Source organism: Burkholderia sp. BCC1640, assembly GCF_902833125.1.
GTDB classification, from domain to species: domain Bacteria; phylum Pseudomonadota; class Gammaproteobacteria; order Burkholderiales; family Burkholderiaceae; genus Burkholderia; species Burkholderia diffusa.
The window spans coordinates 30,468-57,172 of the sequence record NZ_CADFEF010000030.1; the positions used below are offsets into that span (position 1 = coordinate 30,468).

20 protein-coding genes and 2 pseudogenes are annotated in these 26,705 nt (G+C 67.9%); 11 read left to right on the forward strand and 11 right to left on the reverse strand.

Annotated features, from left to right (window positions below; genetic code table 11):
• Positions 1–96: 96 nt before the first annotated feature.
• The 6 genes from HWX25_RS26620 to HWX25_RS26645 all read left to right on the forward strand — a co-directional run bounded on the left by HWX25_RS26620 (position 97) and on the right by HWX25_RS26645 (position 7,968).
• Positions 97–1,377, forward strand: coding sequence for a cytochrome c (locus HWX25_RS26620; protein ID WP_175911421.1), 1,281 nt, complete (start codon positions 97–99; stop codon positions 1,375–1,377).
• A complete protein-coding gene (locus HWX25_RS26625) occupies positions 1,374–1,874 on the forward strand; it encodes a (2Fe-2S)-binding protein (protein ID WP_059534405.1) in 501 nt (166 codons plus the stop codon). The genes HWX25_RS26620 and HWX25_RS26625 overlap by 4 nt, the downstream gene beginning before the upstream one ends.
• On the forward strand, positions 1,874–4,135 hold the full coding sequence (locus HWX25_RS26630) for a molybdopterin cofactor-binding domain-containing protein (protein WP_175911422.1): 2,262 nt from the start codon (positions 1,874–1,876) through the stop codon (positions 4,133–4,135). Before HWX25_RS26625 ends, HWX25_RS26630 begins: the two co-directional genes overlap by 1 nt.
• Before the next feature lie 70 nt (positions 4,136–4,205).
• Entirely contained in the window at positions 4,206–5,123 is a 918-nt protein-coding gene (locus HWX25_RS26635; RefSeq protein WP_175911423.1) for a LysR family transcriptional regulator, read from the forward strand.
• 353 nt (positions 5,124–5,476) lie between these two features.
• Complete coding sequence (locus tag HWX25_RS26640) at positions 5,477–6,694, forward strand: MFS transporter (RefSeq protein WP_059534411.1); 1,218 nt, start codon at positions 5,477–5,479, stop codon at positions 6,692–6,694.
• A 161-nt stretch (positions 6,695–6,855) separates the two neighbouring features.
• Positions 6,856–7,968, forward strand: coding sequence for an alkene reductase (locus tag HWX25_RS26645; RefSeq protein ID WP_059698924.1), 1,113 nt, complete (start codon positions 6,856–6,858; stop codon positions 7,966–7,968).
• 77 nt (positions 7,969–8,045) lie between these two features.
• Here HWX25_RS26645 and HWX25_RS26650 read toward each other — a convergent pair whose 3' ends face one another.
• The 3 genes from HWX25_RS26650 to HWX25_RS26660 form a co-directional block, all read right to left on the reverse strand.
• Positions 8,046–8,717: a phosphohydrolase gene (locus HWX25_RS26650; RefSeq protein ID WP_175911424.1), complete on the reverse strand. Its 672-nt coding sequence runs from the start codon at positions 8,715–8,717 to the stop codon at positions 8,046–8,048.
• 95 nt (positions 8,718–8,812) lie between these two features.
• Complete coding sequence (locus tag HWX25_RS26655; protein WP_175911425.1) at positions 8,813–10,693, reverse strand: amidohydrolase; 1,881 nt, start codon at positions 10,691–10,693, stop codon at positions 8,813–8,815.
• A gap of 120 nt (positions 10,694–10,813) precedes the next feature.
• Positions 10,814–13,705 carry a winged helix-turn-helix domain-containing protein gene (locus HWX25_RS26660; RefSeq protein ID WP_175911426.1) on the reverse strand — a complete coding sequence of 964 codons (2,892 nt, stop codon included), beginning with the start codon at positions 13,703–13,705 and terminating at the stop codon, positions 10,814–10,816.
• 417 nt (positions 13,706–14,122) lie between these two features.
• On the opposite strand from HWX25_RS26660, the gene HWX25_RS26665 reads away from it, so the two are divergent.
• On the forward strand, positions 14,123–15,031 hold the full coding sequence (locus tag HWX25_RS26665; RefSeq protein WP_175911427.1) for an AraC family transcriptional regulator: 909 nt from the start codon (positions 14,123–14,125) through the stop codon (positions 15,029–15,031).
• 271 nt (positions 15,032–15,302) lie between these two features.
• Here HWX25_RS26665 and HWX25_RS26670 read toward each other — a convergent pair whose 3' ends face one another.
• Positions 15,303–15,953, reverse strand: coding sequence for a DsbA family oxidoreductase (locus tag HWX25_RS26670; protein WP_175911428.1), 651 nt, complete (start codon positions 15,951–15,953; stop codon positions 15,303–15,305).
• 104 nt (positions 15,954–16,057) lie between these two features.
• Between HWX25_RS26670 and HWX25_RS26675 the strand changes: the two genes are divergently transcribed.
• A complete protein-coding gene (locus HWX25_RS26675; protein ID WP_059534422.1) occupies positions 16,058–16,963 on the forward strand; it encodes a LysR family transcriptional regulator in 906 nt (301 codons plus the stop codon).
• Between the two features lie 26 nt (positions 16,964–16,989).
• Here the strand turns inward: HWX25_RS26675 and HWX25_RS26680 are convergent, their stop codons facing one another.
• Genes HWX25_RS26680 through HWX25_RS26690 form a run of 3 tightly spaced genes read right to left on the reverse strand, consistent with a single transcriptional unit; the run spans position 16,990 to position 20,163 of the window.
• A complete protein-coding gene (locus HWX25_RS26680) occupies positions 16,990–18,432 on the reverse strand; it encodes an alginate export family protein (protein ID WP_059819790.1) in 1,443 nt (480 codons plus the stop codon).
• 14 nt (positions 18,433–18,446) lie between these two features.
• Positions 18,447–19,388, reverse strand: coding sequence for a glyoxalase (locus HWX25_RS26685; protein WP_175911430.1), 942 nt, complete (start codon positions 19,386–19,388; stop codon positions 18,447–18,449).
• Positions 19,389–19,437: 49 nt separating this feature from the next.
• Entirely contained in the window at positions 19,438–20,163 is a 726-nt protein-coding gene (locus tag HWX25_RS26690) for a YoaK family protein (protein WP_059534426.1), read from the reverse strand.
• Positions 20,164–20,529: 366 nt separating this feature from the next.
• Here HWX25_RS26690 and HWX25_RS26695 point away from each other — a divergent pair, with 366 nt between their 5' ends.
• Entirely contained in the window at positions 20,530–21,249 is a 720-nt protein-coding gene (locus HWX25_RS26695; protein ID WP_175911432.1) for a TetR/AcrR family transcriptional regulator, read from the forward strand.
• 27 nt (positions 21,250–21,276) lie between these two features.
• On the opposite strand, the gene HWX25_RS26700 is transcribed toward HWX25_RS26695, so the two are convergent.
• Positions 21,277–21,549 carry a hypothetical protein gene (locus HWX25_RS26700; RefSeq protein WP_175911434.1) on the reverse strand — a complete coding sequence of 91 codons (273 nt, stop codon included), beginning with the start codon at positions 21,547–21,549 and terminating at the stop codon, positions 21,277–21,279.
• Between the two features lie 49 nt (positions 21,550–21,598).
• Between HWX25_RS26700 and HWX25_RS26705 the strand changes: the two genes are divergently transcribed.
• On the forward strand, positions 21,599–22,741 hold the full coding sequence (locus HWX25_RS26705) for an FAD binding domain-containing protein (RefSeq protein WP_175911435.1): 1,143 nt from the start codon (positions 21,599–21,601) through the stop codon (positions 22,739–22,741).
• Positions 22,742–22,748: 7 nt separating this feature from the next.
• On the opposite strand, the pseudogene HWX25_RS26710 reads toward HWX25_RS26705, so the two are convergent.
• The 3 genes and pseudogenes from HWX25_RS26710 to cblC all read right to left on the reverse strand — a co-directional run.
• Positions 22,749–22,907: pseudogene (locus HWX25_RS26710) on the reverse strand (IS481 family transposase); the annotation flags it as partial.
• Positions 22,906–24,075 carry a CfaE/CblD family pilus tip adhesin gene (locus HWX25_RS26715; protein ID WP_175911436.1) on the reverse strand — a complete coding sequence of 390 codons (1,170 nt, stop codon included), beginning with the start codon at positions 24,073–24,075 and terminating at the stop codon, positions 22,906–22,908. The pseudogene HWX25_RS26710 and the gene HWX25_RS26715, both read right to left, overlap by 2 nt.
• A gap of 75 nt (positions 24,076–24,150) precedes the next feature.
• A pseudogene (gene cblC / locus HWX25_RS26720) lies at positions 24,151–24,924 on the reverse strand (cable pilus usher protein CblC); the annotation flags it as partial.
• A 1,185-nt stretch (positions 24,925–26,109) separates the two neighbouring features.
• On the opposite strand from cblC, the gene HWX25_RS26725 reads away from it, so the two are divergent.
• Complete coding sequence (locus tag HWX25_RS26725) at positions 26,110–26,403, forward strand: H-NS histone family protein (RefSeq protein WP_059708362.1); 294 nt, start codon at positions 26,110–26,112, stop codon at positions 26,401–26,403.
• Positions 26,404–26,705: the final 302 nt, after the last annotated feature.

Genomic DNA, 26,705 nt, shown 5'->3' on the forward strand with positions numbered 1-26,705 from the left:
GATCCGCGCCGCATCGGGCGAACCGCACGGCCGACGCCCTTTCCATTGCCACGCCAACTGCACGACGCCGAACGAACCGGCTCGCCGGGAGCGCGCATGAAGCACAAACGTCTCTGGTTCGGCGCGGCAGGTGTCGCGGTCGTCGGCCTCGCGGTCGCGATCGGCATCATGTTCCGGCCGTCGATCGCGCCGATCGATCCGCCCGCGCGCGCGTCGTTCGATCCGCAGCTCATTCGCGCAGGCGCGCGCGTCGTCGCGCTCGGCGACTGCGTCGTCTGTCACACCGCGAAGGACGGCAAGCCGTTCGCCGGCGGCCTGCCGCTCGCGACGCCGTTCGGCACGATCTACGCGACCAACATCACGCCGGATGCCGACACGGGCATCGGCCGCTGGTCGCAGGCGGCATTCGCGCGCGCGCTGCGCAGCGGCATCGCCCGCGACGGCCATCCGCTGTACCCGGCGTTTCCGTACATCCATTTCACGCGAATGTCCGACCAGGACATCGCGGCCGCATACGCGTATCTGATGACGCGCGAACCGGTCCAGACGAAGACGCCGGCGAACGACCTGATCTTCCCGCTCAACTTCCGGCCGCTGGTCGCGTTCTGGAACGTGCTGTTCCTGCGCGAGGGCGCGTACCAGCCCGACCCGTCGCAATCCGCGCAATGGAATCGCGGCAAGGCGCTCGTCGACGGCCTCGGGCACTGCGCGTCGTGCCATTCGCCGCTCAATGCGATCGGCGGCGAACAGGCCGGCAAGGCGTTCGACGGCGGCATCGTCGACGGCTGGGAAGCGCCGCCGCTCAATACGCTCGGTCACGCGGTCCGGCCGTGGACGCAGGCGCAACTGGTCACGTACCTGCGCACCGGCCGCGCGAGCGAGCATGGCGCGGCCGCCGGACCGATGCTGCCGGTCACGCGCGATCTCGCGACGGTGCCGGTGGAGGACGTCGAGGCGATCGCCGCGTACATCCTGTCCATCCAGAAGCCGGCCGCCGCCCGTCCGGCAACCGCCGGCGCGGGACACGGCCCGACGACGCCCGCCGGACAACGCGGCGCGGTGCTGTTCCAGGCGTCGTGCGCGCAGTGCCACGGGCCGGCGTCGCCGATGCAGTCGATCGGCGAACGGCCGACGCTCGCGTTCAGCACGGCGATCGCCGCCGACACGCCGCGCAACGCGATCCAGATGATGTTCAACGGTATCGGCTGGCACGGCGAGGACACGCTGAACTACATGCCGTCCTATATCGACCAGTACGACGACGGGCAGATCGCGGATCTCGCCGCCTATCTCCGCGAAACATATTCCGATCGCGCCGAATGGACCGGCGTCGACACCCTCGCCGCGAAGCTCAGAAAGGAGGACCGCGCGCAATGATCGCCCTCACCGTGAATGGCGTGCGACACACGCTCGACATCGATCCCTCAACGCCGCTCCTGTACGCGCTGCGCAACGACCTGCACCTGCACGGCGCGAAGTTCGGCTGCGGCCTCGGGCAATGCGGCGCGTGCACCGTGATCGTCGACGACAAGCCGATGTTCTCGTGCCTGATCCCGGTCGCCGCGCTCGGCGAGCGTCGCGTCAGGACCCTGGAAAGCCTCGGCACCGCCGAGCATCCCGGCAAGCTGCAGCAGGCGTTCATCGATCATCAGGCGGCGCAGTGCGGTTACTGCATCGCGGGCATGATCATGCGCGCGCAGGCGCTGCTCGAACGCAACCCGAAGCCGACCGAGCGCGAGCTGCGCGCCCACATGGAACCGAACCTGTGCCGTTGCGGCACCCACATGCGGATCCTGGCGGCCGTACGCCAGGTCGCGGGGATGCCGGAGCCGGAACCGTCCGCCGCGCCCGTCATGATCAACAAGGAAATCTGATGAACGCACCCGACGACATCGACGAAGGCCGCCGGCACTTCATGGTTTCCGGCGCGCTCTTCGTCGCGTTCACCCTCGCGCCCGCCGCGCGCGCGCTCGCCGAGGTCGTGATCGCGGACGAAGGCGCCGCCGTCCACGTCGCCAAGGCCACCGAAACGCTGGCCGGCAGCCTGAAGACCAACCCGCTGCTGGACGCGTGGATCAAGATCGCGCCCGACGGCAAGGTCACCGTGTTTACCGGCAAGGTCGAGCTCGGCACCGGCGTGCGCACCGCCTTGCTGCAGGTGGCCGCCGAGGAGCTGAACATGAAGCCCTCACTGATCACGTTCCTGACCGCCGACACCGGCGCGTCGCCCGACGAGGGCCTGACGGCCGGCAGCCACACGATGGCGGACAGCGGCTCCGCGCTGCTGAACGCCGCCGCGCAGGTTCGCGGTCTGCTGGTCGACGGCGCGGCGAAGCAGTTCGGCGTCGATCCGCGCACGCTGACCGTCGCCGACGCCGTCATCAAGGCGCCGGACGGCCGCACGATGCGCTACGCCGACGCGGTGCGCACCGTCGACCTGCACCGCAACGCCACGCCGACGTCGCCGCTGAAACCGCCGGCCACGTTCGCCGTGATCGGCACGTCGCTGCCGCGCGTGGACATTCCGAACAAGGTCACGGGCGGCGTCAGCTACGTGCAGGACATGACGCTGCCCGGCATGCTGCATGCGCGGGTCGTGATGCCGCCGGTGTACGACGCGAAACTGCTGTCGTTCGACGAAGCCGCGATCCTGAAGATGCCGGGCGTCGTGCGGATCGTGCGCAACGGCAGCATGCTCGCCGTCGTCGCCCAGGTGGAATGGCAGGCGGTGCTCGCGCAGCGCGCGCTGGCCGCCGGTTGTCGCTGGTCCGGCGGCCGAACGCTGCCCGGTCGCGAGACGGTCCACGCAGACCTGAAGCGGATTGCGACCCAACGCATCGAGATCGCCAACACGCACGCGCCGAGCGCGCCGGCGACGAAGACGCTCTCCGCCACGTTCCTGAAGAACTATCTGCTGCACGGCTCGATCGGGCCATCGTGTTCGGTCGCCCATCTCGAGAACGGCACGCTGACCGTGTGGACCCACTCGCAGGGCGTTTATCCGCTGCGCGACGCGCTCGCGGAAATGCTGTCGATGCCGAAGGCGAACGTGCGCTGCATCCACACCGAGGGCTCCGGCTGCTACGGGCACAACGGCGCGGACGACGCGGCCGCGCATGCGGCGCTGATCGCGGCCGCGATGCCCGGCAAGCCGATCCGCGTGCAGTGGATGCGCGAGCAGGAACATACGTGGGACCACTTCACGCCGGCGATGGTCACCGAGCTCAGCGCATCGCTCGATGCGGGCGGCCGCATCGTCGACTGGAAGTACGCGCTGTGGAGCAGTTCGCACAACGAGCGCATCGTCAACGCCGGCCGGCTTCTGCCCGCCCGCATGCTCGAGCCGCCGTTCGTGTCCGCGCCGTCGACGCCGATGCTGCAGCCCGAGGGCGGCGGCGATCGCAATGCGATCCCGCTGTACGCGCTGCCGAACATGCACATCGTCAACAACTTCTCGCCGACGATGCCGCTGCAGACTTCCGCGATGCGCTCGCTCGGCGCGCACACGAACGTCTGGGCCATCGAAAGCTTCATGGACGAACTGGCGCACGCCGCCGGCGTCGATCCGGTCGAATTCCGCCTGCGCCACATGGAGGATCACCGCGCGCGCCAGGTGATCCAGCTCGCCGCGACCAGATTCGGCTGGCCGCGGCCGCCGCGTGCACGCAATCGCGGCGTCGGCTTCGCGTTCGGCAAATACAAGAACCTGATGGGTTACGTCGCGATCGCGGTCGAGGTCACGGTCGTGCCGGAGACGGGCCACGTGACGCTCGACCGTGCGGAAGTCGCCGTCGACGCCGGCCAGATCGTGTCGCCCGACGGCATCCGCAACCAGATCGAGGGCGGCATCGTGCAGGCCGCGAGCTGGACGCTGTACGAGGCGTTGAAATACGATACGCAGCGCATTCGCAGTTTCGACTGGAGCAGCTATCCGATCCTGCGTTTCCCGGCCGCGCCGCAAAGCGTGAAGGTGCACCTGATCAATCGCCCCGGCGCGCCGTTTCTCGGCGCGGCCGAGGCGTCGATGGGGCCGACCGCCGGCGCGCTGGCCAATGCGATCTTCGACGCGACCGGGCAGCGCATGCGCGAAATGCCGTTCGCCGGCGATTCGCTCAGGAAACGCATCGACGCATAGCTGCGGATCACAACCGATCGCGCCGGCACGCACCGGCGCCGACAATCGACAGGCTGGAGATTTCTGAACGATGGATACCTTGCTTTCGATGCGCGTGTTCACGCGCATCGTCGAGACGGGCAGCTTCACGCGCGCGTCGGACACGACCGGACTCACGACGCCGCGCGTGTCCGCGCTGCTGAGCACGCTCGAACGGCATCTCGGCTGCCGGCTGCTGAACCGCACGACGCGCCGCATCTCGTTGACCGAGGACGGGCAGGCCTATTACGAACGCTGCGTCGGCGTGCTGCGTGAGATCGACGACATGGAAGCGGCCGTCTCGCAGGCGCGCAACGTGCCGCGCGGCCGCCTGAAGGTGAACCTGCCGCCGGCCATGGCGAAGCAGATCATGGTGCCCGCGCTGCCGGAGTTTCTCGCCGCCAATCCGGGCATCTCGGTCGAACTCGGCGTGACCGACCGGCAGATCGACCTGATCGGCGAAGGCGTCGATTGCGTCGTGCGCATCGGCGCGCTCGACGATTCGGGCATGGTCGCGAAACGGATCGGCAGCCTCACCACCTGCACCTGCGCGGCCCCCGCCTATCTCGAACGATGCGGCGCCCCCGAAACGGTGGACGACCTGGCGCAGCACGTCGCGGTCAGTCACATCTCGGCCGATACGGGCCGGCCGCGTCCGTGGGATTTCGTCGTCGACGGCGAACCGCGCATCGTGCAGATGTGCGGCACGGTCGCGGTGAACGACGCCGACACCTACATCGAATGCGGCCTCGCGGGGATCGGCCTGATCAAGACGTCGCTGTACCTGGTCGAGCCGTACCTGAAATCGGGGCGTCTGCGCGAAGTGCTGACCGATTTCAACCCGCCGCCCCGGCCGATCTCGATCCTGTATCCGCCCAACCGGCATACGCCGGTCAAGCTCAAGCTCTTCGTCGACTGGCTCGCGGGCCAGTTCGCGGAGATTCCGACGCTGCAGGGCAAGCGCGGCTGACAGCGACACCCTCGTCGCGCGCCGCATGAATCAAATGATTTAAAGCGGCGTTTCAGGACAATTCAGTCCGCGCGATCCAGACTGGTTCATGGGCTTCGCGAGCCGCGATATCCGCGCCGGTGGCCCGCTTCACGCTCGTGCCGACGCTGCCGCGCGGCGCCCGCGCATGATTCCACGCGCGATCCGCCCCCTTTGCGCGCCACGCAATGCTCGATTGCGCAGCGGGCGTATTCCCTTGTTATCGATCGATCAATAATCTTGACGGCAATGCGGCGGCTGTCGTTTCGCCGCATCGGCAATCGCACCGCCCGCCCGAAGAACGGGCTCCCGACATCTCTTTCAAGGAGTCGATCATGTCAGCAGAATCCACCCCGCTCGCTGCCCACGGGCACGCGACCAAGCTCACGCAGGGCCTCATCCTGCTGTTCGCGTTCAGTTGCGGCGCGATCGTCGCGAACCTGTACTACGCGCAGCCGATCACCGAACTCATCGCACCCAGCCTGCACATGTCCGGCGAAACCGCGAGCCTCATCGTGTCGCTGACGCAGATCGGCTACGCATTCGGCCTGTTCTTCATCGTGCCGCTCGGCGACCTGCTCGAGAACCGCAAGCTGATGATCACGACCGCCGTCGTGTCGATCGCGAGCCTCGCGGCCGCGGCGATGGTGCATACGCCCGGGCCGTTCCTCGCGATCTCGCTGCTGATCGGCTTCAGCTCGGTCGCCGTGCAGATCCTCGTGCCGCTCGCCGCGCACCTGGCGCCCGATCATTCGCGCGGCCGCGTGGTCGGCACGATCATGAGCGGGCTGCTGCTCGGCATCCTGCTCGCGCGTCCGCTGTCGAGCGTGGTGGCCGACGCGTTCGGCTGGCGCTTCGTGTTCGCGGCCGCCGCCGTGCTGATGACGCTCGTGACGGCCGTGCTCGCGCTGACGATCCCGTCGCGCCAGCCCGATCATCGCGCGACCTATTTCGAACTGATCGGCTCGCTGCTGCATCTCGTGCGCACGATGCCGGTGCTGCGCCATCGCGCGTTCTACCAGGGCCTGATGTTCGCGTCGTTCAGCCTGTTCTGGACCGCCGTGCCGGTCGAGCTCACGCGTCACTACGGCCTGTCGCAATCGGCCATCGGCCTGTTCGCACTGGTCGGCGCGATCGGCGCGACGTCGGCGCCCGTCGCCGGCCGCCTCGCGGATGCCGGCCACACGGTGCGGGCCACGCTGATCGCACTGGTCGCAGGCGCCTTGTCGTATGCGGTCGCGCTGGTGCACGGCGCCGGGCTGTACGGCCTCGTCGTCACCGGCATCGTGCTCGACTTCGCGGTGCAGATGAACATGGTGCTCGGCCAGCGCGAGATCTATGCGCTGCATGCGGCGAGCCGCAACCGCCTGAACGCGCTGTACATGACGAGCATCTTCGTCGGCGGCGCCATCGGCTCCGCGCTCGCCAGCCCGTTGTACGAGCATGGCGGCTGGCCGCTCGTCGCCGCCGTCGCCGGCGTGTTCCCGATCGTCGCGCTCGCCCACTACCTCGTGATCGGGCGGCCGCACGCGGAACGCCACGCACAGGCCTGAACCGGCGCCGGCACCGGTTCACGCGCGAATGCCGCTCGGGCTTCTCGCGCAACGGAACGCTGCCGGCACGTCATCTCCGACTTCCCGCAGGGCCAGCCGCTGCACCGGCCGCAGCCGGACGATTCGCGGCGGCGCCCTGCCCCACGCACAAGGAATCCATCATGTCCACCTTGCTCAGCCACTACGATCTGCGCGGCCTGCCGCTTCCCAACCGTATCGTGATGGGCCCGATGACGCGTTCTCGCGCGCCGTCGCGCGGCCTGCCGACCGCGCTCATGACCGAGTACTACGCCCAGCGCGCGTCCGCCGGCCTGATCGTCACCGAAGCGACCAACGTCAGCCCGGCCTCCGCGGCGTTCGAACTCACGCCGGGGCTTGTCACCGACGAGCAGGCGGCCGGCTGGAAGCAGGTCACCGACGCGGTCCATGCCAACGGCGGTCGCATCTTCGCGCAGCTGTGGCACGGCGGCCGGGTCAGTTCGCTGACGCTGCTCGGCGGCGCGGCGCCGCTGTCGCCGTCCGGCGTCAACGACGATCTCGAACAGTTGCAGGTGTGGGCGCAGTTGCAGAACGGCTACTACACGAAGATTCATGCGACGCCGTCGCGCGCGATGACGACCGACGAGGTCGCCGCGACGGTCGAGGAATTCCGCCAGGCGGCGCTTCGGGCGAAGGCGGCCGGCTTCGACGGCGTCGAGATTCACGCGGCCAACGGCTACCTGCCGCACCAGTTCCTGTCGTCGACGCTGAACCGCCGCGACGACCGCTACGGCGGCTCACTCGCGAACCGCGCGCGCTTCCTCGAGGAAATCGTCGATGCCGTCGGCGGCGTGCTGCCGCTCGATCGCGTGGGCGTGCGCATCTCGCCGTACGCGAAGTACAACAACGTGCGCGACGCGGATCCGGATGCGACCTACGCCTACGTCGGGCGCATGCTCGACGAAGCCGGCGTCGCCTACGTGCACGCGGCGGACACCAACGGCTGGAGCGGCGAGCCCGACCTGCCGCGCATCATCGCCAACACGCGCGACGCGTACCGCGGCACGCTGATCGTCAACGGCGGCATCGCGCCGGACGCCGCGAATGCGCTGATCGACGCGGGCGATGCCGATCTCGTCGCGTTCGCGCGCGCATACATCGCGAACCCGGACCTCGTCGAGCGGATCGCCGCGAATGCGCCGCTCGCCGCGCCGAAGACGGTCGGCTGGTACGGCGGCGACCGCGCGGGATACGTCGACTACGCGCGTCACGACGCGGCGGGCCTGACCGCCTGACCGGCCACGCACTGCGCCGGCGGCAGCCCCCGCTGCCGCCGCAGTCGGCCCAATCGTTCGGATGGCGAAGAATACGCTCAGGCGTCCTGCCAGCGCGAACCGAGCACACGGCCGCAGAAATTCGGCCGGCGGAAATCCGGATCGGCCCGATCGAGCACGTCCGCGCTCCACGTGCCGAAGGTCGACGCCGGCCGGTGCGCGACACCGCGCGCGAGCGCGTCGAGGAACGCATCGCCGAATCCTTCGCCGCGCGGGTAGGCGGCGAGCAGCGCGCGGCGCTCGTCCGCCGAATACGCGTCGAAGCCCGTCGCCATCAGGTCGGTCGACACGGCGAACGCCAGCGCACGCGCGAGCGGCGACATGCGCGCGGCCACGCCGGGCGTCGTATGCAGCGCGATCGCGCACCACACCTCGTCGCGCAGCTGCTGCAGAATCTGGTGGCGCGACAGGAACGCCTGCGCGGCATCGGCGCTGTCGATCTCGTAGCGTTCGGTCGAGCGGGAGTAGGCCGGGCTCAAGCCCATGTTCGCGTACATCGCGGCCACGTACAGCGCATCGGCATCGAGCGTCTCGCCGGCACGGCGCGCGGCGAGCGACGCGAGGACGAACACCCGGCATGCATGATCGGCGATCACGCGCGGCAGCGACGCGCATGCGGCCTCGACGGCCTCGATCGTCATCGGCGTCCGGGGAATGCGAACGCCGGCAACTTCGTCGTCGGCCCGTGCACACGTGTGCGCAGCACTCATCTCGTCTCCTTCTGCCCGTTGCCGGGGCACAAAATTATCCATTCGCCGCGCGGTACGCACCGGCACCGCCATTCCGCCCGCCGACCCATGCCGTCCTAAAAGGCGGCACCGTGGCAGACCAATCCTTCGCACTGCTCGACGACCTCCCGCGCGGCCGCCTGCAGGCGCTGCGCGAAACGGCCCGCATGACCGCGCGCGGCGCGCGCATCCGCGTTGCCGTCGGCCGCCGCGCGCTTCGGCATCGCGGCCGTCCAGCCACGCCGCGCGAAGCCGCCGAACTCGACCACCGGCGACCACGCGGGGCTGACCGGCAGCGGCGGCGGCGCCAGCGTTCCGAACTCGTCGTCGGCGTGCACGACCTTGCCGTCGACGACCGTCAGCACCGACGCCAGCGACTTGATCTGCGACTCGTCGATCGTGAAATAGTCGTCCGTCAGCACCGCGAAATCCGCATACTGGCCCGGCACGAGCGCGCCCTTGCGATCGTCTTCGTTCGAGAACCACGCGCTGCCCACCGTGTAGCGGCGCAGCGCCTCCATGCGGCTGAGCCGGTTGCATTCGGGATAGAGCGCCGTGCCGCCCACGGTGCGCCCGGACACCATCCAGTACAGCGACAGGAACGGGTTGTAGCTCGCGATGCGCGTCGCATCGGTGCCCGCGCCGACCGGCAGCCCGGCCGCCAGCATCGCGCGGATCGGCGGCGTGCGCGCGGCCGCTTCCGCGCCGTAGCGCGCGATGAAATACTCGCCCTGGTACGCCATCCGGTGCTGAACGGTCACGCCTCCGCCCAGCGCGGCGATGCGCGCGATGTTCGCATCCGAGATCGTCTCGCAGTGGTCGAGGAACCAGCGCAGTCCGTCGAACGGCACCTCGCGGTGCACGGCTTCGAGCACGTTCAGGAAACGGCCGATCGATTCGTCGTACGTCGCGTGCAGCCGGAACGGCCAGCGGTGCCGCACCAGCAGCCGCACCACGGCGGCCAGTTCCGTCTCGAGCGCTTCCGGCAGATCGGGGCGCGGCTCGAGGAAATTGCCGAAATCGGCCGCGGAATACACGAGCAGTTCGCCCGCGCCGTTCATGCGCAGGAACGCGTCGCCGTCGCCGGGTTTCGCCAGCGTCACCCACTGCGCGTAGTCGTCGATCTCGCCTCCGGCGTGCTGCACGAACAGGCTGTACGCGATGCGCACCGTCATTTCACCGCGCTGCGCGAGCGCCATGATCGCGCCGTAGTCGTCCGGATAGGACTGGAAATCGCCACCGGCATCGATCGCGCTCGTCACGCCGAGGCGGTTCAGTTCGCGCATGAACTGACGCATCGAATTCATCTGCTCGTCGCGGTCCAGCTTCGGGCCGCGCTCGAGCGCCGCATGCAGGACGCCCATGTCCGGGCGCGCGATCAGCATGCCGGTCGGCCTGCCGAGGCGATCGCGCTGGATCTCGCCGCCGGGCGGATCGCCCGTGTCGCGGCCGTAGCCGATCGCACGCAGCGCGGCCGCGTTCAGCAGCGCGCTGTCACCGAGGTGCAGGATGAAGACCGGCGTGTCGGGCGCAATCGCGTTAAGCTCGGCCACCGTCGGCCCGCGCTTTTCCGCGAACTGGAATTCGGTCCAGCCGCCGACCACGCGCACCCAGTGCGGCGCCGGCGTGCGCAGCACCTGGCGACGCAGCATGCACAGCGCGTCGGCCAGCGTCGGCACGCCGTCCCAGCGCAGTTCCAGGTTGAAGTTCAGGCCGCCGCGAATCGCGTGCAGGTGCGAATCGTTCAGCCCCGGGATCACGGTGCGGCCGTTCAGGTCGATGCGCAGCGTGCCGTCGCGCGCGTGGCGCATCACGTCGTGCCCGCTGCCCGTTGCGAGAATCCGGCCGTCCTTGACCGCGAGCGCGGTCACGAACGACTGCCGCGCGTCCTGCGTCGCGATCTTGCCGTTGTATACGATGAGGTCCGCCGCTTCGGCGGATGCCGTCGTCTCGAGCACCGTCAGGCCCCCCCGTCCGCGCCGAAAGCCGGCATGCGGCCGCACGCGGCATGCATCCGGTTTGACGATCCACCGACCATCCCTTCCTCCTTGAACATTGAACGATCGGCCCGCGCGCCGTCACGCCGCCGACTGCATCGCATCCGCCGCCTCGCGTCGCGCGCGCGTCGGGCTGGTCGACGCGTTGGTCTCCTGGCGAACGAAGTTCTGCAGACGCGCCAGCCGCCGGACGTCGAACGCGCGCGATTGCGGGTCGATCTGCCCCGACAGGTCGGCCACCAGCGACGATGCCTGCGCGATGCGCCCGCGCTCGATCAGGTGATCGGCCAGGTCCAGCGTGCCGCGCAGCGCCCACATCGCGGCGCCTTGCGCGTTCGCCGTCTGGATCGCCGTCAACAGATGATGCTGCCCGTCCGCTTCGCACGCGGCCGCGCGATCCGGATCGGCGGCGCGGGCCTGTTCGAGCGTCGCCAGCCCGCGCGCGCGCAGCAGTTCGGGCACGAACAGATGCTCGCCGTGCGCGCGGCAGCGCGCGAGCGTCGCGTCGAGCTTCGTGCATGCGTCGGCCGCACGGCCGGTGCGCGTCAGCCCTTCCGCGTAGGCAACGACCAGCGGCGCGAGCAGCCGCCGGAACCCGCTCGCTTCGATGCGTCGCAGCGCGGGCTCGAGGCGCGCGAGGCCGGCGCCCGGATGGCCTGCCTGCATGTCGAACCGCCCGGCGAGACATTCGGCATGGCTTCGCCAGATGTCGAAGCCGTTCGCGTCGGCGGTCGCGCGCAGCGTCGCGAGATGGTCGGAGATCGCATCGTGATCGCCATAGCGCAACGCAATCGGCACGGCCGCGGCACCGAGCACGACGCACAACGCCAGCCCCGAGCCGCTGCGGCGCGCGCATTCGACCGCCTGCGCCGACAGCCGCATCGCGTAATCCGGATCGCCCTGGATCCAGACGAGCCGCATCAGCATCGTCCGGCCGAGCGTCGCGACGTCGATGCCCAGTGCGGCTTCGGCGCACGGCGGTTCACCCGCGTCGGCCAGCTCGGCGGTCGCCGCCTCGAGCCGCTCGCGCGCCTGCGCATGCTCGCCGAAGTAATGCAGCGAGGTCGCGACCATCGCACTCGCCAGCAGCCGTTGCGACGGGTCGCCCCGCCGCTGCGCGGCCCGCTCGAAGCGCGTCGCATAGCGCAGCGATTCATGAATGTCGGCGCGCGTCAGCATGGTGTTCCACAGCCCGACCAGCGCGCGCGCGTCGAACGCGTCGTCGCCGACCCGGCCCGCGAGACCGAGCGTCCTGTCCCACATCGCGGCGGCCGTGTGCGTATCGCCGTCGGTATGCAGCAGTGCAGCCGCATAGGCCGCGCGCAGGCGCATCTCGCGCGCGGCGTCGACAGCCTCCGGCGCGCCGGCGTCGAGCGCGTCGAGTGCGCGTCGCGCGGGTAGCGAACATTCGCGCATGCGCGCCGGCTCGAGCAACGCCTGCGCCAGCCCGTCGATTTCCGCGGCCTGCGGCCCGGCCGCCGCGCGTTCGCGAAGCGGCGCCACATCTGCGTCGGGACGCAGGCCCGCGGCGTGCGCGGGCTGTGCCTGGGCCAGTATTCGTGCTTCCGCCTGCTCGTGTTCGTAACGCGCATGACGTGCGGCGACCGCGTCGAATTCGCCTTCGTTGTGCAGTTTCTCGAGCGCGTACGCGCGGGTCGATTCGGTCAGCCGGTAGCGCGCCTGCGCGCCGTTGAATTCGACGGCGACCAGCGACTTCGCAACCAGCTCGCCGAGCAGCGCGACTATCTCGGCGGCCGGCATGCCCGGGTCCATCGCGACGTCGCGCGCGGCATCGAACGTAAACGGACCGATGAAGCAGGCCATGCGGCGCAACAGCGACCGGGCAGCCGCATCCAGCAACACGTAGCTCCAGTCGAACGTGGCCCGCAACGTCTGGTGGCGCGGCAAGGCCGACCGTAGCCCGCCCGTCAGCAGGTTCAGCCTGTCGTCGAGACGCGCCGCGACGACCTCGAGCCCGAGCGTCGCGACGCGCGCGGCCGCAAGCTCGATGGCGAGCGGCAACCCGTCGAGGCGCCGGCAGATATCGCCGATCAACCTGAGGCCAGCCGCATCGACCGCGCAATCGGGCGTGGCGGCGCGAATCCGCGCCAGAAACAGCTCGACGGCGGAATGGCGCACGATCTCGTCGACGGATGCGCGCCCGTCCGGCACCGCCAGCGGGCTCACGCGAAACACGGCTTCGACCGAAATATGAAGCGGCTCGCGACTCGTCACGAGCACGCGCAGCGCCGCGCTGTGCGACGTCAGCGTTTCGACCAGGTCGGCCACCAGATCGACGACGTGCTCCGCGTTGTCGAGCACGAGCAGGCCGCGCGACGCGGCGAATGCATCGCCGATCCGCTCGACGGCAGGCACGCCGTCCGCGTCGAGCCCGAGTTCGGTGGCAATCGCGCGCAGCACGTCGTCGCGCGTCGTCGCACACGCCAGTTCGACGAACAGCACGCGCTCACCCGAGCGCGCGCGCAATTCATGCGCGACGCGCGCGGCGAGGCTCGTCTTGCCGATGCCGCCCGCGCCGACGAGCGTGACGACCGGCACCCGTTCGAGCATGTCGACGATCTGCCCGATCTCGGTTTGACGCCCGACGAGCGGCACCGGATGGGAGGTTGCTTCGGTATCGTGCGCCACGTCGGGCGCGGGCGGCGCCACGGTGTGCGCGACCGGCGGATGCGCGATCAGCAGGTAGCCTCGGCCCGGCACGGTCTTGATCAGATCGCGGTTCGGGCCCAGCGCCTTGCGCAGCGTCGCGACGTGCACCTGCAGCCGGTTCTCCTCGACGATCAGGCCCGGCCATACCGCGTCCATGATGTCGTCCTTCGACACGAGGGATCCGTTCGCGCGATGCAGTACTTCCAGTATGTCGAGCGCGCGCGCGCCAATCCGCAGCGACGCGCCGTGATGGCGAATGTCGCGCTGCTCGAAATCCACCGACAAATTCCCGATCTGGATCATGGCCGCCTCCAGGTTCCCCACGATGACCGCCATGTGAACGCACGGTTCACCGGGGCGGAAGCCCGCACCGGGCCTGCGCGGCACGCGGGGCACGAAATGTCAAAAAGTGGGCCGAGTCTAAACGCCGCATAAAGAAAAATCTTGAATGAAAATGCACTCGCGCCCGCCGTGACGGCACGCGGCGGACACGCGGGCGGCGAGAACCCGAATGGGGCAGTATCATTCGGCCCGCTGTCTCCGCAGGCCGTTCGCGCGACGGCGAAATCGTTCGCGTGCTGGCACAATGAACCGGCCCGGCCGACGCATTTTTCATCAGCAAGCGGACATTTATTCAAGTTACAGTGGGCCTGTCGGGCGCGCCGTATAAACTGCGCGCAAGAATGCTCGCGCGCCGTACCCCTCGAAGGACGCTCCATCATGTCAGATGCCCTCGTCGCGCCCGCCGCGGCGCCACCGAAAGACACGCTCGGATGCATGTCGAGCCTGCTTTCCAAGGATATTGAAAGGTCGGCCGGCGGCCTGACCCTCCATCGCAAATGCATGCGCGACGAACAATTCGAGCGCATCGAGATGGCCGCCAGCGATCGCGGCTTCCTGATCGGCGTATCGCTGAACGGCGGGCACCGGCGCACGATCTATGGCGGCACGGGCAAATCCGAGCGACGGTTTCAGCACAACTCCATCTACATTCGCGACTTTTCCCGGAATTTCCGCGCCGACCTGTACGGCAAGTTCGACTTCATGCTGATCGAGCTGTCGCACAGCTACCTCGGCCATCTCGACCGTGAGCACGACGGCACCGAAATCGCCGGCCTGACCTGCGCGCCCGACGTGCAGGACGCGGTGCTCGGCCACCTCGCGCACGCGGTCGCCGACAGCCTCGACGTGCCGGGTGCGCTGAACACGCTGTTCGTCGAGCAGATGGGCGTCGCGATCGGCACGCATCTCGCGTGCCAGTACGGCAGTGCGCATGCGCGCGACCTGCAGCGCAAGGGCCTGCTGTCGCCGGCCAAGACGGCGCTCGCCAAGGAACTGCTGATGGAGAAGGCGAACCTCGGCGTATCGATCGAGGAAGTCGCGAACGAATGCGATCTGTCGCGCGGATATTTCATCCGCGCGTTCTCGCGCACGACAGGGCGCACGCCGCATCAATGGCTGCTGGAGCAGCGCGTGATGCGCGCCCGTGAGCTGATCGAGACGACCGACATGACGCTCGCGGAAATCGCGGCCGCGTGCGGCTTCGCCGACCAGAGTCACCTGAACCGCCTCTTCGCGCGCATCGTCGGCCATCCTCCCGGCGCATGGCGGCGCGGCATGTCGCGCTGACACCCTCGCCCGGCCCGGCGGCAAACGCGCCCGAGGCGAGAAGGCCGACGCACCATGCGGCGAGCAGCATGGCGTCGGAGCGCAACGCGCGCATGCGCCGGTTCAGTGTGTTCATGTCCGAGTTCCACGGTTGCGTGTCGACGTCGCGCGGCGCCTGCCGCTCCAGCAGACGAAATGCGCGCAACATGGAGCGTACCGTTCGGTTTCGCAATAATCCTGAGCCGAATATGAAACGTTCTGAAAATCGACGCGCCGCGGCTGCGGGCCGGATTCATGCGACCGGATGATGCGCGCGGTGCGCGGCGAGCAACGCATCGCGAAACACGGCGGCCGGCTGCGCGCCGCTGACGACCGTGGCTCCGATCCGCGTCGACGGCACCGACGCGACGCCCGCGCGCACCGCATCGGCCTCGAGCGCGATCACCGCGTCGAGCCCTTCGTCAGAGGCGAGGAACGCCCGCACCGCGTCGCCGGCCAGACCGGCACCCGCCGCAAGCTCCACCAGCACATTCGCATCGCCGATGTCGCGGCCGTCGCGGAAGTACGCGGCGAACAGCGCATCGACGAGCGCGGCCGCGCCGCCGCGCTGCTGCGCGAACCAGACGAGCCGGTGCGCGAGCCGGGTGTTCGGCGTGCGCGCGATCCGCGCATGATCGAACACGAGGCCCGCCGCGCGGCCGGCGTCGGCCACCTGCGCGTCGAGTGCCTGGGAGCGCGCCCAGCTGCCGAACTTCGCGCTGCGATACGCCTTGCGGTCCATGCCCGCGGCCGGCATCGTCGGGTTCAGTTCGAACGGCACGAACCGGACCTTCACGTCGCCAGCGAGCCCGGCTTCGTCGATCGCCTCCGCGAGCCTGCGCTCGGCGATCCAGCACCACGGGCAGATGAGGTCGTAGGTGATCGTGACTTCGACGGAATTCATTGCGCTCTCCTGTTGATTGCAGTCTCGAAGATAGCGCTTGCCGGCCGGCGATAGAATGCGAGCGGCACGCAACGCATCGTTGCGGCATGCACAAAGGCAACGACATGGACAAATTCTCCGCGCTGCGCGCGTTCGTGGAAGTAGCGGAAGCCGGCGGCTTCTCGAGCGCGGGGCGGCGTCTCGATCTCGCGGCCTCGTCGGTGGTGCGCGCGGTGGATGCGCTCGAGGCATCGCTCGGCACCGTGCTGCTGAACCGCACGACGCGCCAGGTCACGCTGTCCGATGCCGGCTCCGTGTACTACGCGCGGGCCAAGCGGCTGCTGGAGGAACTCGCGGAAGCCGACGCGCTCGTCTCCGATCGCGGCGACGAGCCGTCCGGACCGCTGCGCGTGTCGGTGCCCGTCGCGTACGGCGTGCGTCGCATCGCGCCGCACATCGGCGCCTTCCTCGCGCGCTACCCGAAGCTCGACCTCGACCTGCAGCTCACCGACGAACGCGTCGATCTCGTCGCCGGCCGGATCGACGTCGCGATCCGCCTCGGCGAGGCGGCGCCGTCCGCGGAGGTCGTCGCGCGGCAGCTCGGCACCTTCCAGCGCTTCGTCGTCGCGAGCCACGACTACCTCGATGCGCACGGTGCGCCGGGTAGCCCGGCCGAACTGGTCGACCATCAGTGCCTGCGCTTTCACTTCGGCGGCGACCAGCAGGCGTGGTCGTTCGCCGATGCGCACGGCACGACGAAAGTGCTGGTCGCCGGACGGCTGAAGTCGAACCACAGCGAAGTGTTGCGCGATGCCGCGCTCGACGGCGCCGGCATCGCGCTGCTGCCCGACTGGCTGGTCGACGGCGACGTCCAGTCGGGCCGTCTGCGCAGGCTGTTCGAAGCGTACGACGTCATGCCCGACGCGGCGCGCTCGGTCGTCACCGCGCTGTATCTGCCGAATCAGCGCGGCTCGAAGCGCGTCACGGCGTTCATCGACTTCGTCGAGACGCTCGCGGGCGCGCAGCACTGAGCCGAGCGGCGCACCGCGTCACCGCGTCACCAGCCGAACTTCGCCTCCACGCCGACATAGTCGGCGTTGCGCGCGCCCAGCGCGCGAATCGAATCGGCGAGCTGGAAGTGCACCGCCTCGACCGCCAGCGCCGTGTTCGCATTGACGAGCCAGTCCACGCGGGCCTGCGCGTACATGCCGGTCCACGCGCCGCCCTTGCCGGCCGTGCCTGGCACGGCCTGCATCCCTTGCCCGTAGATCGCGTCGGCCGTTGTCGCGCGCCACTGGAAACCGACCGCGGTCAGCACCGTCACGTTGCCGGCCGGCTTGAACGTCAGCGACGGCTTTACGTGAATCAGGTTGCTGTAGCCCGTGTAGCCGGCCAGCGTGAAGTAATAGCCGTTCGGGAACAGCGGATTGAAGGTGCCCATGCGTCCGTCGCCGGGATGCTTGTCGCCCGACGCGCCGTCGACCTGGATGCCGATGCGCGGCGTGCCCGGCGTCTTCGCGAACGTATAGCCGCCCAGCGCACCGAACGCCCATGCACCGATCGTGTCCTGGCCGATGTGCCCGGTCTGCAGCATCGCTTCGGCGTCCCAATCGAACCCGGAAGACTTGCCCGCGTAGCGCATGTCGAACACATCGCGCCGCTCGGTGCCGGCCCCCGCGATGTAGCGCGCGTTGTCGCGCGTATAGCGCGACCAGTAGCCCGACAATTCGCCCGGCCCCACCGCGTTGTGCTCGATTCGCACGCCGTCGAATCTGAGGTGCCGGTTCGACACGTCGTCGAACACCGCGTCGTTGCGATACTGCACGGGGCGCGTCACATAGCCGATCAGCCGCCAGTTGCCGATTTCATAATCCGCCCACAGCGCGTCGAACGCCTGGCGCACGTTGGGCCCGTCGCGCACCGACACGAACCGCTGCAAGTCGTACGCCATTTCCTGCCGGCCGACGCGCGCCTTGAACGTGCCGCCGCCAAGCTGGTCGACATACGCGACGAACGCCTGCTCGATGTCGAGCTGATCCTTGTCGACCGGGCCGACCGTGTCCTTGCCGTACGGCCGCGCATCGACGAACTGGACGAACGCCTGGAAATGCCCGGCATAGCGCAGATCCGCGTGCACCGTCGCGCGCTGGATCACGTAGTTGTCGTCGTGGGCGGCGCCGAGCCCGAACAGCGGCGCGTTGTTCAGCTCGAAGCGCTCGCGCAGGTTCGCGCCGAGCGACAGGTAAGTCGACGGGTCGCCGCCCAGCGGGATGTACTTCAGCCCGTCGAGCGGCTTGCGCGGCACGCACGGATTCGCGAGTACCGACCAGTCTTCCTGCCAGCGGTTGAACAGCACCGCGGGACGCTTCGCGGTGCACGTCGCGGCGGCGGTCGAGGCCGGCGCCGCGGTTTCCTCGGCGCCGGCCGCCGTCCCGGCGTATGTCGCGACGCCGCCCGCCAGCACGGCGGCCGGCAACACGCCCCGCCACGTCCGCCTCATCGACCGCCGGTCCATCACTTCGACCGCGCGTGGATCTCGGCGACGTAGCCGCCCGGGAACTGCACGAGCGCCGCATCGCGCCCGTCCGACGTGAAGGTCGGCACCAGCACCGTCACGCCGGCGGCCTTCGCCTTCTCCAGCGTGGCCGCAAGGTCCGCCACTTCGTAGCCCGTCATTTCGCGCCCGAACGGATAAGGCAGATGGCCGTCGGTGGCCAGCACGGTCATCTTGCCGAAGCCCGACTCGATGCGGATGCGGCGGTACGTGTCGTTCGGCCGACCGATCTCGATGCCCGGCGCCTTGCGCACGTCGGACACGACCTTGCCGCGCGAGAACGCGACGAAGTCGTGCACCAGCTTGCTCGCGCTTTCCGGCGACACGTACACGCGGTTTTCCGGCACGGTCTGCAGCGGATCGTAGTGCGGCGCCTGGGTGTGCCAGTACAGCTGCATGTTCACGCCGCCCGGCCAGCGGATGATCGCATCGCGGCCGATCGGATCGGGGAACGTGTCGACGACCACGTCCGCACCGTGCGCGCGCGCCGACTTCATCGCGACGTCCATGTCGGTGACGAGGTAGCCGGTGCGCTCCTCGCAGAACGGGTACGGGATCGGCGTCTTGAAGCCGAACACCGAGATCGTGCCGGACGGCGTGAACACGAGCTGCGACATCGTCTGGCTCGGCGTCGGCGTGACCTGGAACACGCCCTGCTGCGACTTCTTGCCGCCGAACGTGGCGACGAAGCTGTCGGTGAAGCGGTCGAAGTCTGCCGGCGCGACGCACACGTGCGTCGTGTCGTATTGCGGGCCGACCGAGACGGCCGGCACCTTCGCCGACGAGGTCTCGAGCAGACGCGTCTCGTCCGCGTGGGCCGGCGCGGTCGCCAGCAATGCGCCGAGCACGGCCGTCGACGCGGCCGTCATCCGCAATACCTGTCGCAACTTCAGTGCAATCATCGAAATTCTCCTTGAAAGTGGCAAGCGCTGCCGTGCGGCGCGCGTGGATTCAGCGTGATGCCGGCCCGTCATCGGGCCGGCCGGATCGATAGGCGAGGAAGCACAGGGTCGCGAGCGGCAGCGCCAGCGCCCAGAAGGCGGCGAATACGTACGCCGCGGCCCCCGCGCCCGCGCCGATCGCGAAGGCCGCGACCGGCGGCAGCGTGCGCCGCAGCCGCACGCGCGCGGCGTCACGTTCGGCCGGCGCGGCAAGCGGCACGAGCCAGTCGAACGCATCGATCACCGCCTGCGTGACGTTGCCCGTCATCACCGTGTTGGCGACGACCGAGCGGGCCGTCAGCCGGCCGTGCGCATTCTGGACACCCATTGCCGCGGCGCCGAGCAGACCGCACAGGATCGTGCGCGGCGCATCGGCGTCGGCGATCGGCGACGCCATCACGCCGGCCAGCATGAACCCGGCCAGCAGCACGGCCTGAAGCGCATAGAGCGAACGCGCGCGCGGGCCGTGGCCCAGCGAACGCATCCGGTGGTCGAGCACGCGCGCGCCGACGATCCCGGCGATGAAGGCCGGGAACGCGAGCCATTTGATCGCGAGCCCTTGCCCGACACCGGCCAGCCCCGAGCCGATCAGGATGAAGTTGCCGGTGACGTGCGCGGTAAACAGGCCGAACAGCGCGACGAAGCCGAGCGTGTCGACGTAGCCGGCGATCGACGCGAGAAACACGTCCTCGCCGCGCACGTGATCGGGCGCCGCGGCCGCGGTTACCGTCGGCATGACACGGCCTCCTGGATGGCGACGGTGGCGCCGGCGCACGCGATGCGTGCGTCCGGCGAGATCAGATCACGCATGTTCCGCTCCGGTTGTGCCGAACGGCCCGGCGGTGCCGACTGGCGTCCGGTCCAAACGGCTGTTCGGAAGCAAGACTAGTTAAGGCGCGTCTTAATGTCATGGCGATGGGCCTGAATTTTCCTGAACAGGACGCCCGGGCGCCCGGCCGGATGGCGCGCTCGACGCGACGCGAGGCACTTGCGCGACGGGTCCCGCATCGCGTCGACAAGCACGCCGCGCGCGGTCCTCGCGGTCCGATCGTGTTATTTTTCGATCGATAGCTTAAGCGCGCACGCGATCAGGAGCCGATGCATGACCGAAAGAAAACGCAGCACGCCAGCCCGCGAGCGCGGGACGGACGCCGACGGCAACGCCGTCACGCCGGGCCGGCGCCTCGCGCCGGAAGCGCGCGAGCGGCAGATCGTCGAGAAGGCGATCGAGCACTTCGCGACGCACGGCTTTTCCGGCAGCACGCGCGAGCTTGCGCGGCAGATCGGCGTCACCCAGCCGCTGCTGTACCGGTATTTCCCGAGCAAGGAGGCGCTGATCGATCGCGTGTACGACGAGGTCTACACGTGGAGCCCCGACTGGGAAAAAATGATCGCGGATCGCACGGTCCCGCTGCAGGAACGGCTCGTCGCGTTCTACCGCGCGTACGCGCAAACCATCCTGCGGCGCGAATGGATCCGCACCTTCATCTTCGCGGGGCTCAGCCGCGAGGGCTTCAACACGCGCTATCTGTCGCGGCTGCGCGAACGCGTGTTCCTGCCGGTGCTGCGCGAGCTGCGCCACGAATACGACATCGCCACGCCGGCGACGGAGGCCCAGCGCAACGCGGAAATCGAGCTCGTCTGGAGCCTGCACGCGAGCATCTTCTATTTCGGCGTTCGCAAGTGGGTCTACGGGCTGCCGGTGCCCGACGATCTCGACACCGAAATCGAACGGCTGGTCGACGCGTTTCTCCACGGCACGCCCGCTACGCTCAAGCAGCTCGCGGCCGGCGCGGCCGCACGGCGACGCCGCCGCGTGTAGCGCGGCCCCGCGCGCCGCCCGACGAATTCAGAACAATTCATCCGGCGTGCCGGTCGCTTCGCTTATCCTCGAAAGGCATTTGCGCCCGCGTCCGGGCGCGTGCGGGCCGAACCGCATGGTGACCGTCACCTGACCGCCGACACGCCTTCGATCGCTCATCGCACCGTCACCGCGAACGGTTTCCGCCAGCACGACGTCGACGCCGGCAGCGGGCCGGCCGTCGGCCAAGACGAGCGCAACATGGCGCGCGAAGAACAGCCGGCGCGTGTGAATGCGTGGCCGGCGGTCCTCCTGAAGCACTGGGAAGGTTGAGTCGCCGCGCGCGAAAAATCATCGGGGGAAGGGAATCATGAGCGACGTTTCGGGCCCGTCGGCGATCGTCATCGGCGGATCGGTGGGCGGGCTGTTCACGGCGACAGCACTACGCGCGGCCGGATGGCGCGTCAAGGTATTCGAGCAATCGCCGCACGACCTCGACAGCCGCGGCGGCGGCATCGTGCTGCAGCCGCCGATCGAGCGCGCGTTCGCATTCGGCGGCGTGCCGGTGCCGCGCGATGCAGGCGTCGATTCGGTCGACCGGATCTATCTCGACGAGCACGACCGGATCGTGCAGCGCCTTTACATGCCGCAAGCGCAGACCGCGTGGAACGTGATCTACACCGCGCTGAAGCGCGCGCTGCCCGCCGGCGTCGTGCACGCCGGCGTATCGTTCGAGCGGTTCGAACAGGACGGCGCGCGCGTGATCGCGCATTTCGCGGATGGCAGCGTCGAGCATGCCGACCTGCTGGTCGGCGCGGACGGCGGCCGCTCGGCCGTGCGCGCCCAGCTGCTGTCCGACGCGCGGCCCGCGTATGCGGGCTACGTCGCGTGGCGCGGGCTCGTCGACGAGCACACGCTTCCCGACACGGTGCTGCGGGTGCTGCGCGATCGGTTCACGTTCCAGCAAGGCAACGCGCATCTGTTCCTGACCTACCTGGTGCCCGGCCGCGACGGCGCGATCGAGCCGGGCAAGCGGCGCGTGAACTGGGTCTGGTACCGGCGGCTCGAGCAGGATCGCGTGCCATCGCTGTTTCTCACGCAGGACGGCACGCAGCGCGACGGCTCGCTGCCGCCCGGCGCGATGCGCGACGACAACCGGCTCGAACTCGTGGACGCCGGCCGCCGGTTGCTCGCGCCGACGCTCGCCGCGCTCGTCGACGCGACCCGGGCGCCGTTCGCGCAGGCGATCCTCGATCTTGCGGTCGAGCGCATGGCGTTCGGCCGCGCGGTGCTGCTCGGCGACGCGGCCTGCCTCGTGCGACCGCATACGGCCGCCGGGGTCGCGAAGGCGGCGGAGAATGCCGTCGGTCTTGCCGAAGCGCTGCGCGGTGGCGTGCACGCAAGCGCATTCGACACCGCGCTGTCGCGCTGGGAAGCCGCCCAGCTCGCGACCAATGCTTCGCTATCCGAACTCGGCATCTCGCTCGGCACGCGGATCATGGGACGGGCGTGATCAGCGGCAGGCCGGTGTCGCGCGCCTCTCGTGGATGTATCGCCGTGTAGGCAATCCGGACATGATCGTCCACTGCGACGAAGAGCGACTCCCAGCCAACGCCGTCCACAGTATCGCGCCGATTGCCGGTGACGCGATGGCCAGGACGCACGATACGGCCTGGCTTACAGACTCGCCGACGACGGCGTAAACGTGATCGTCAGCTTGTTGCTGTACTTGCCGGGACGCTTCCACACCGACTGGAATTCCGGCGTCTCGAGTGTCAGCGGCGTCGGGGTGCAAATGACCGGCACCGAAATGCCCGGCAGCGATACCGAGCGACCGGCGCTGTTGTTCACGCCCTGGAGCCGCACCGTCTCGTTGTTCGGCAGCGCGATCTTCTTGCCCGCATACGTCAGGCTCACGTTGTAGTCGATACGCGATTCGTACGCACCGCTCTTGTCCTTATCGAGCAGCACCGAATACTGACCCTTGTCGCGGCGATCGACCGTGAGACCGTCGCTCGCCGACACGTCGAACCACGTGCTCTGCGAGTTGTAGCCGTCGTACAGGCACATGTCGACGTTCGACGTGCCCGACATCCTGCTGCCGTTCGGCAGCTTGCGCAGCTTGAGGTCGACGGTGGGCGTCGCGCTCGTGTATTCCGGCAGATAGACCTGGATGTTGTTCTTGTCGGTGACGTCCAGCTCGATCGCCGATTTGAAGACGGCGATCGTCGGATGAGTACCTGAGGTGGCCCATTGCCTAAGGTTCAGCCAAAGATTCGCCTTCCACGTTCCGCCGGACGGGAGCTTCTTCAGCTCCGCGGCGGGAATCTTGACGAAGAGACTGCGGCCATCCCATTCGATTGAGGAGTCGCACTGGGCCACGTAGTAGGGGTTCGCCTCGTTAATTGGCTTTGTCGCGATCGACAATACTAACGGAATGACGTTTTTGTTGCAATCCAGCCTGCGAGTGAGCACCGACTGTCCGTGAAGATTCAGCACGGCCGTGGCACCGGTCTTTTCTTCCTTGAACGAAAGCTTGATGATGCTCGATTCGCCCGTCGCGTCTGTTGCCGGTGATGTGTTGCACGCGCCGGTCGCCGCGTCGGTAGCCGATTGGCAAGTCCACGAATTCCTCGCCCATTTTTTGGGCTCGCTCGTATCGTAACCTCCCGAAGCGTTGTCGAAAATCACGACGTCCCCCTGCGGCGCGGCGCGATCCAGCGTAGCTTCCGCCGTATCGTTGCGGTTGGCCGGCTGCTGGGAGGCCGCCGATGCGTCAAGCGCGATCGCCCCCAATGCGGCCGCCAGGACAATTGCCCGACAGCGAATTCGATTGATCTGAAGCATTTGAGTAGCTGTTTCCTTATCGTTTCGGCAAAGCAAGCGGCAGCGTGAGGTGCCTGCCGGCACAGATCGTGCGCGTCATTGCTCCGCGTCGGTCACACCTGTCGTCCGCGCCCGCATCGACATCACATAGCGATGCTCCAGCAGCTTGCGCACGCGGGCCTGCTTGCGCAGCGATTCCGGCAGCGCATCCGGCCCGGCCACTTCGCAACGCACCTTGCCCACCATCATCAGCACGTCCTGCTTGCGCTTCACGTGCAGCGGGCACCGCATCAGCGTCGGCCCGTCCACGACGAACAGTTCGCTTTCCTTATGGTCGAGTTCGGCAATGAATCCGCCCTGACTGTCGATCAACGGCATCGCGCCGTTGAGAATCACGCTGTCCGACAGCGGCATGCCACCCTTCGAGAGGGCCTGGCCGACGTACGTGTACGTCACCTTCGCGTCGACGTTGCGCAGCGCGAGCTGCCCCGGAACCATGAACAGCGTGCGCTTGCCGAGCCCCTCGGTCACGCTCGTCGCGCCCGCAGACGCATGCGCGCCCGCGTCGTTCACTTCGGTCGTCACCGGCGTGAAGGCCGACACCGGCAGCAGCGCGCGCTGCCCGAAACCCACCTTGATCTTCGCGCTCGAATCGCTGCGCACCTCGGCCGCCATGCCGCTCGCATTGTCGCGCTTGCCAACCCTGACGGCGAAACCCGCCAGCGGATCCGACTGCGACGCGGATGCACCGAGAAATACGCCCTGTCGCGCCACCGCGAACGACGAGGAATAGCTCGCCGTCACCGACGGATTGTTGCCGCCGCTGTCACGGCTGTAGCTGTTCGCGACCGACGCGGCGACGTCGCCGTAGCCGAGCATCGCCGCCGGTGATGCCGGTTATCCGCATCCTTCACCCAATCCGGCCGGATGGCGGACGCGTAGGCCTGACCGGTGCGCGAACCCTCGCCGCTTGCCTGTGCGCGCAGTCCGAGACGTTCATCAATCGCATGAGCGACAGTCGAAGATTTTGGCAGACGACCGCCATCGCAGTCCGTCCAGAACATATGCATCGCGTCGAACAAAACTGAGAGGATCGTGGTCAGGTAAGGCAGGCAAACGACTACACCGCCTCCCATCGAATTGCCATCAACAGGACCGTAGTGATCGCTCGGTACGTCGGCCTGCAGATCTATCCGCAACGCGTCAAGTTCACGCTGCAATCGCTCTTCAACGCAGTAGTGCGCGGTCGCCGAGTTCGCCAGGACCTTGCTGAGCTCGCACAGCTTCTCGTCTTTCAGTTGAACGCATCTTGTGAGACGCCGAATCTGCGTTTCGGCCCTTCGCAAACGAATCTGTAAGGTCGCGCAATCGCAGGCCGGTGCCGAGCATGCGCTTGTATCACTCGATCGCCAAACATTATCGCGTTGCTCCATAACAGGCCTCGCCTCGAACGTGGCGATGTGTACTCCACACGCCGCGAGAAATCGGACCGATGATGCACCGACCTGGCCGGACTCATCGCGCTGGCGCAAATCGGTTCATCTTTTTTCGTTCCTCCTCGCAACAGAGTCAACTGTAAAGATTTGGGGGTACCGATCAGCGCGTCTGCGAAGTTGAACGAGGTCACGCACGTACGAAAAAATAACGTGGCTTGTCTGACGTTTTACGCTTTGACACGGTCTGACGAACACAAAAATAGCTCTCCTCATTGTGCCTACGACGTAATTCAATAGAGAGGGCCGCCGCCCCTGCTGGATCGGAGCGCTTGACCGTACATCGGTGGGCGACGTACGGTCGCACGACTATTTGCTGATGATCGTCAGGAATTTGCATACCCAACCGCAATAATCCAATGTACGGCTTCGATGTCCCACCAAATTCGCGGCCTCGGAGACGATAAATGATCGACTCCTGGTCAAAACGATGAGAAAATCGCGTAATCGTTCCAATTTCGCCTCCGACAATGACATGTCGCAGACCCGATGCGCCGCGCCGAATTGGACTCTTCGAAGCGACGATTTCAATACTGTTTCTTTTAACCACGTGGAGTGAAGAATGGCCACCTATCAAGAGTTGAAAGCCAAGGCTGAAGCACTGCTCGTGCAAGCGGAAGAAGCTCGGCAGGCCGAACTAGAGACTGTGCTTGAAGAAGTTCGCGCGCGGGTTCAGGAGTACGGACTCACGCCGGACCAGATCTTCGGCCGTAAGCGCGTACGTAGCGCGAATGGCAGCCAACCCGCAACGCCGAAGTATCAGGATCCGAAAACGGGCAAAACGTGGAGCGGACGTGGCCGCGAACCGTCATGGATCAAGGGTAAGAAACGTGACCGCTTCTTGATCGCCGAATGATCACCGCAGCGTAGCGATCGGGCGCCCGACGGGCGCACTCTGGGCCTGTAGCTTCATGCTGCAGGCCCCGTGAATGTGTATCAAGCCGTGCCGACCCAAGTGATTCAGATCCGCCTTGGCGGGCCCGACGTTGAAGACACCCCACGGTCCTTCAGAATCCATGCAGTTCGTTTCAGCGGCGACTCTATTTCACACTTGGCAGCGGTACCACCAGATGTCGATGAATTTGGCCCGCATTGCATCAGGATCAGGCGACATACTGACGACACAGCCTCGCACTCGCGATACTGGGCGAGTGCGAA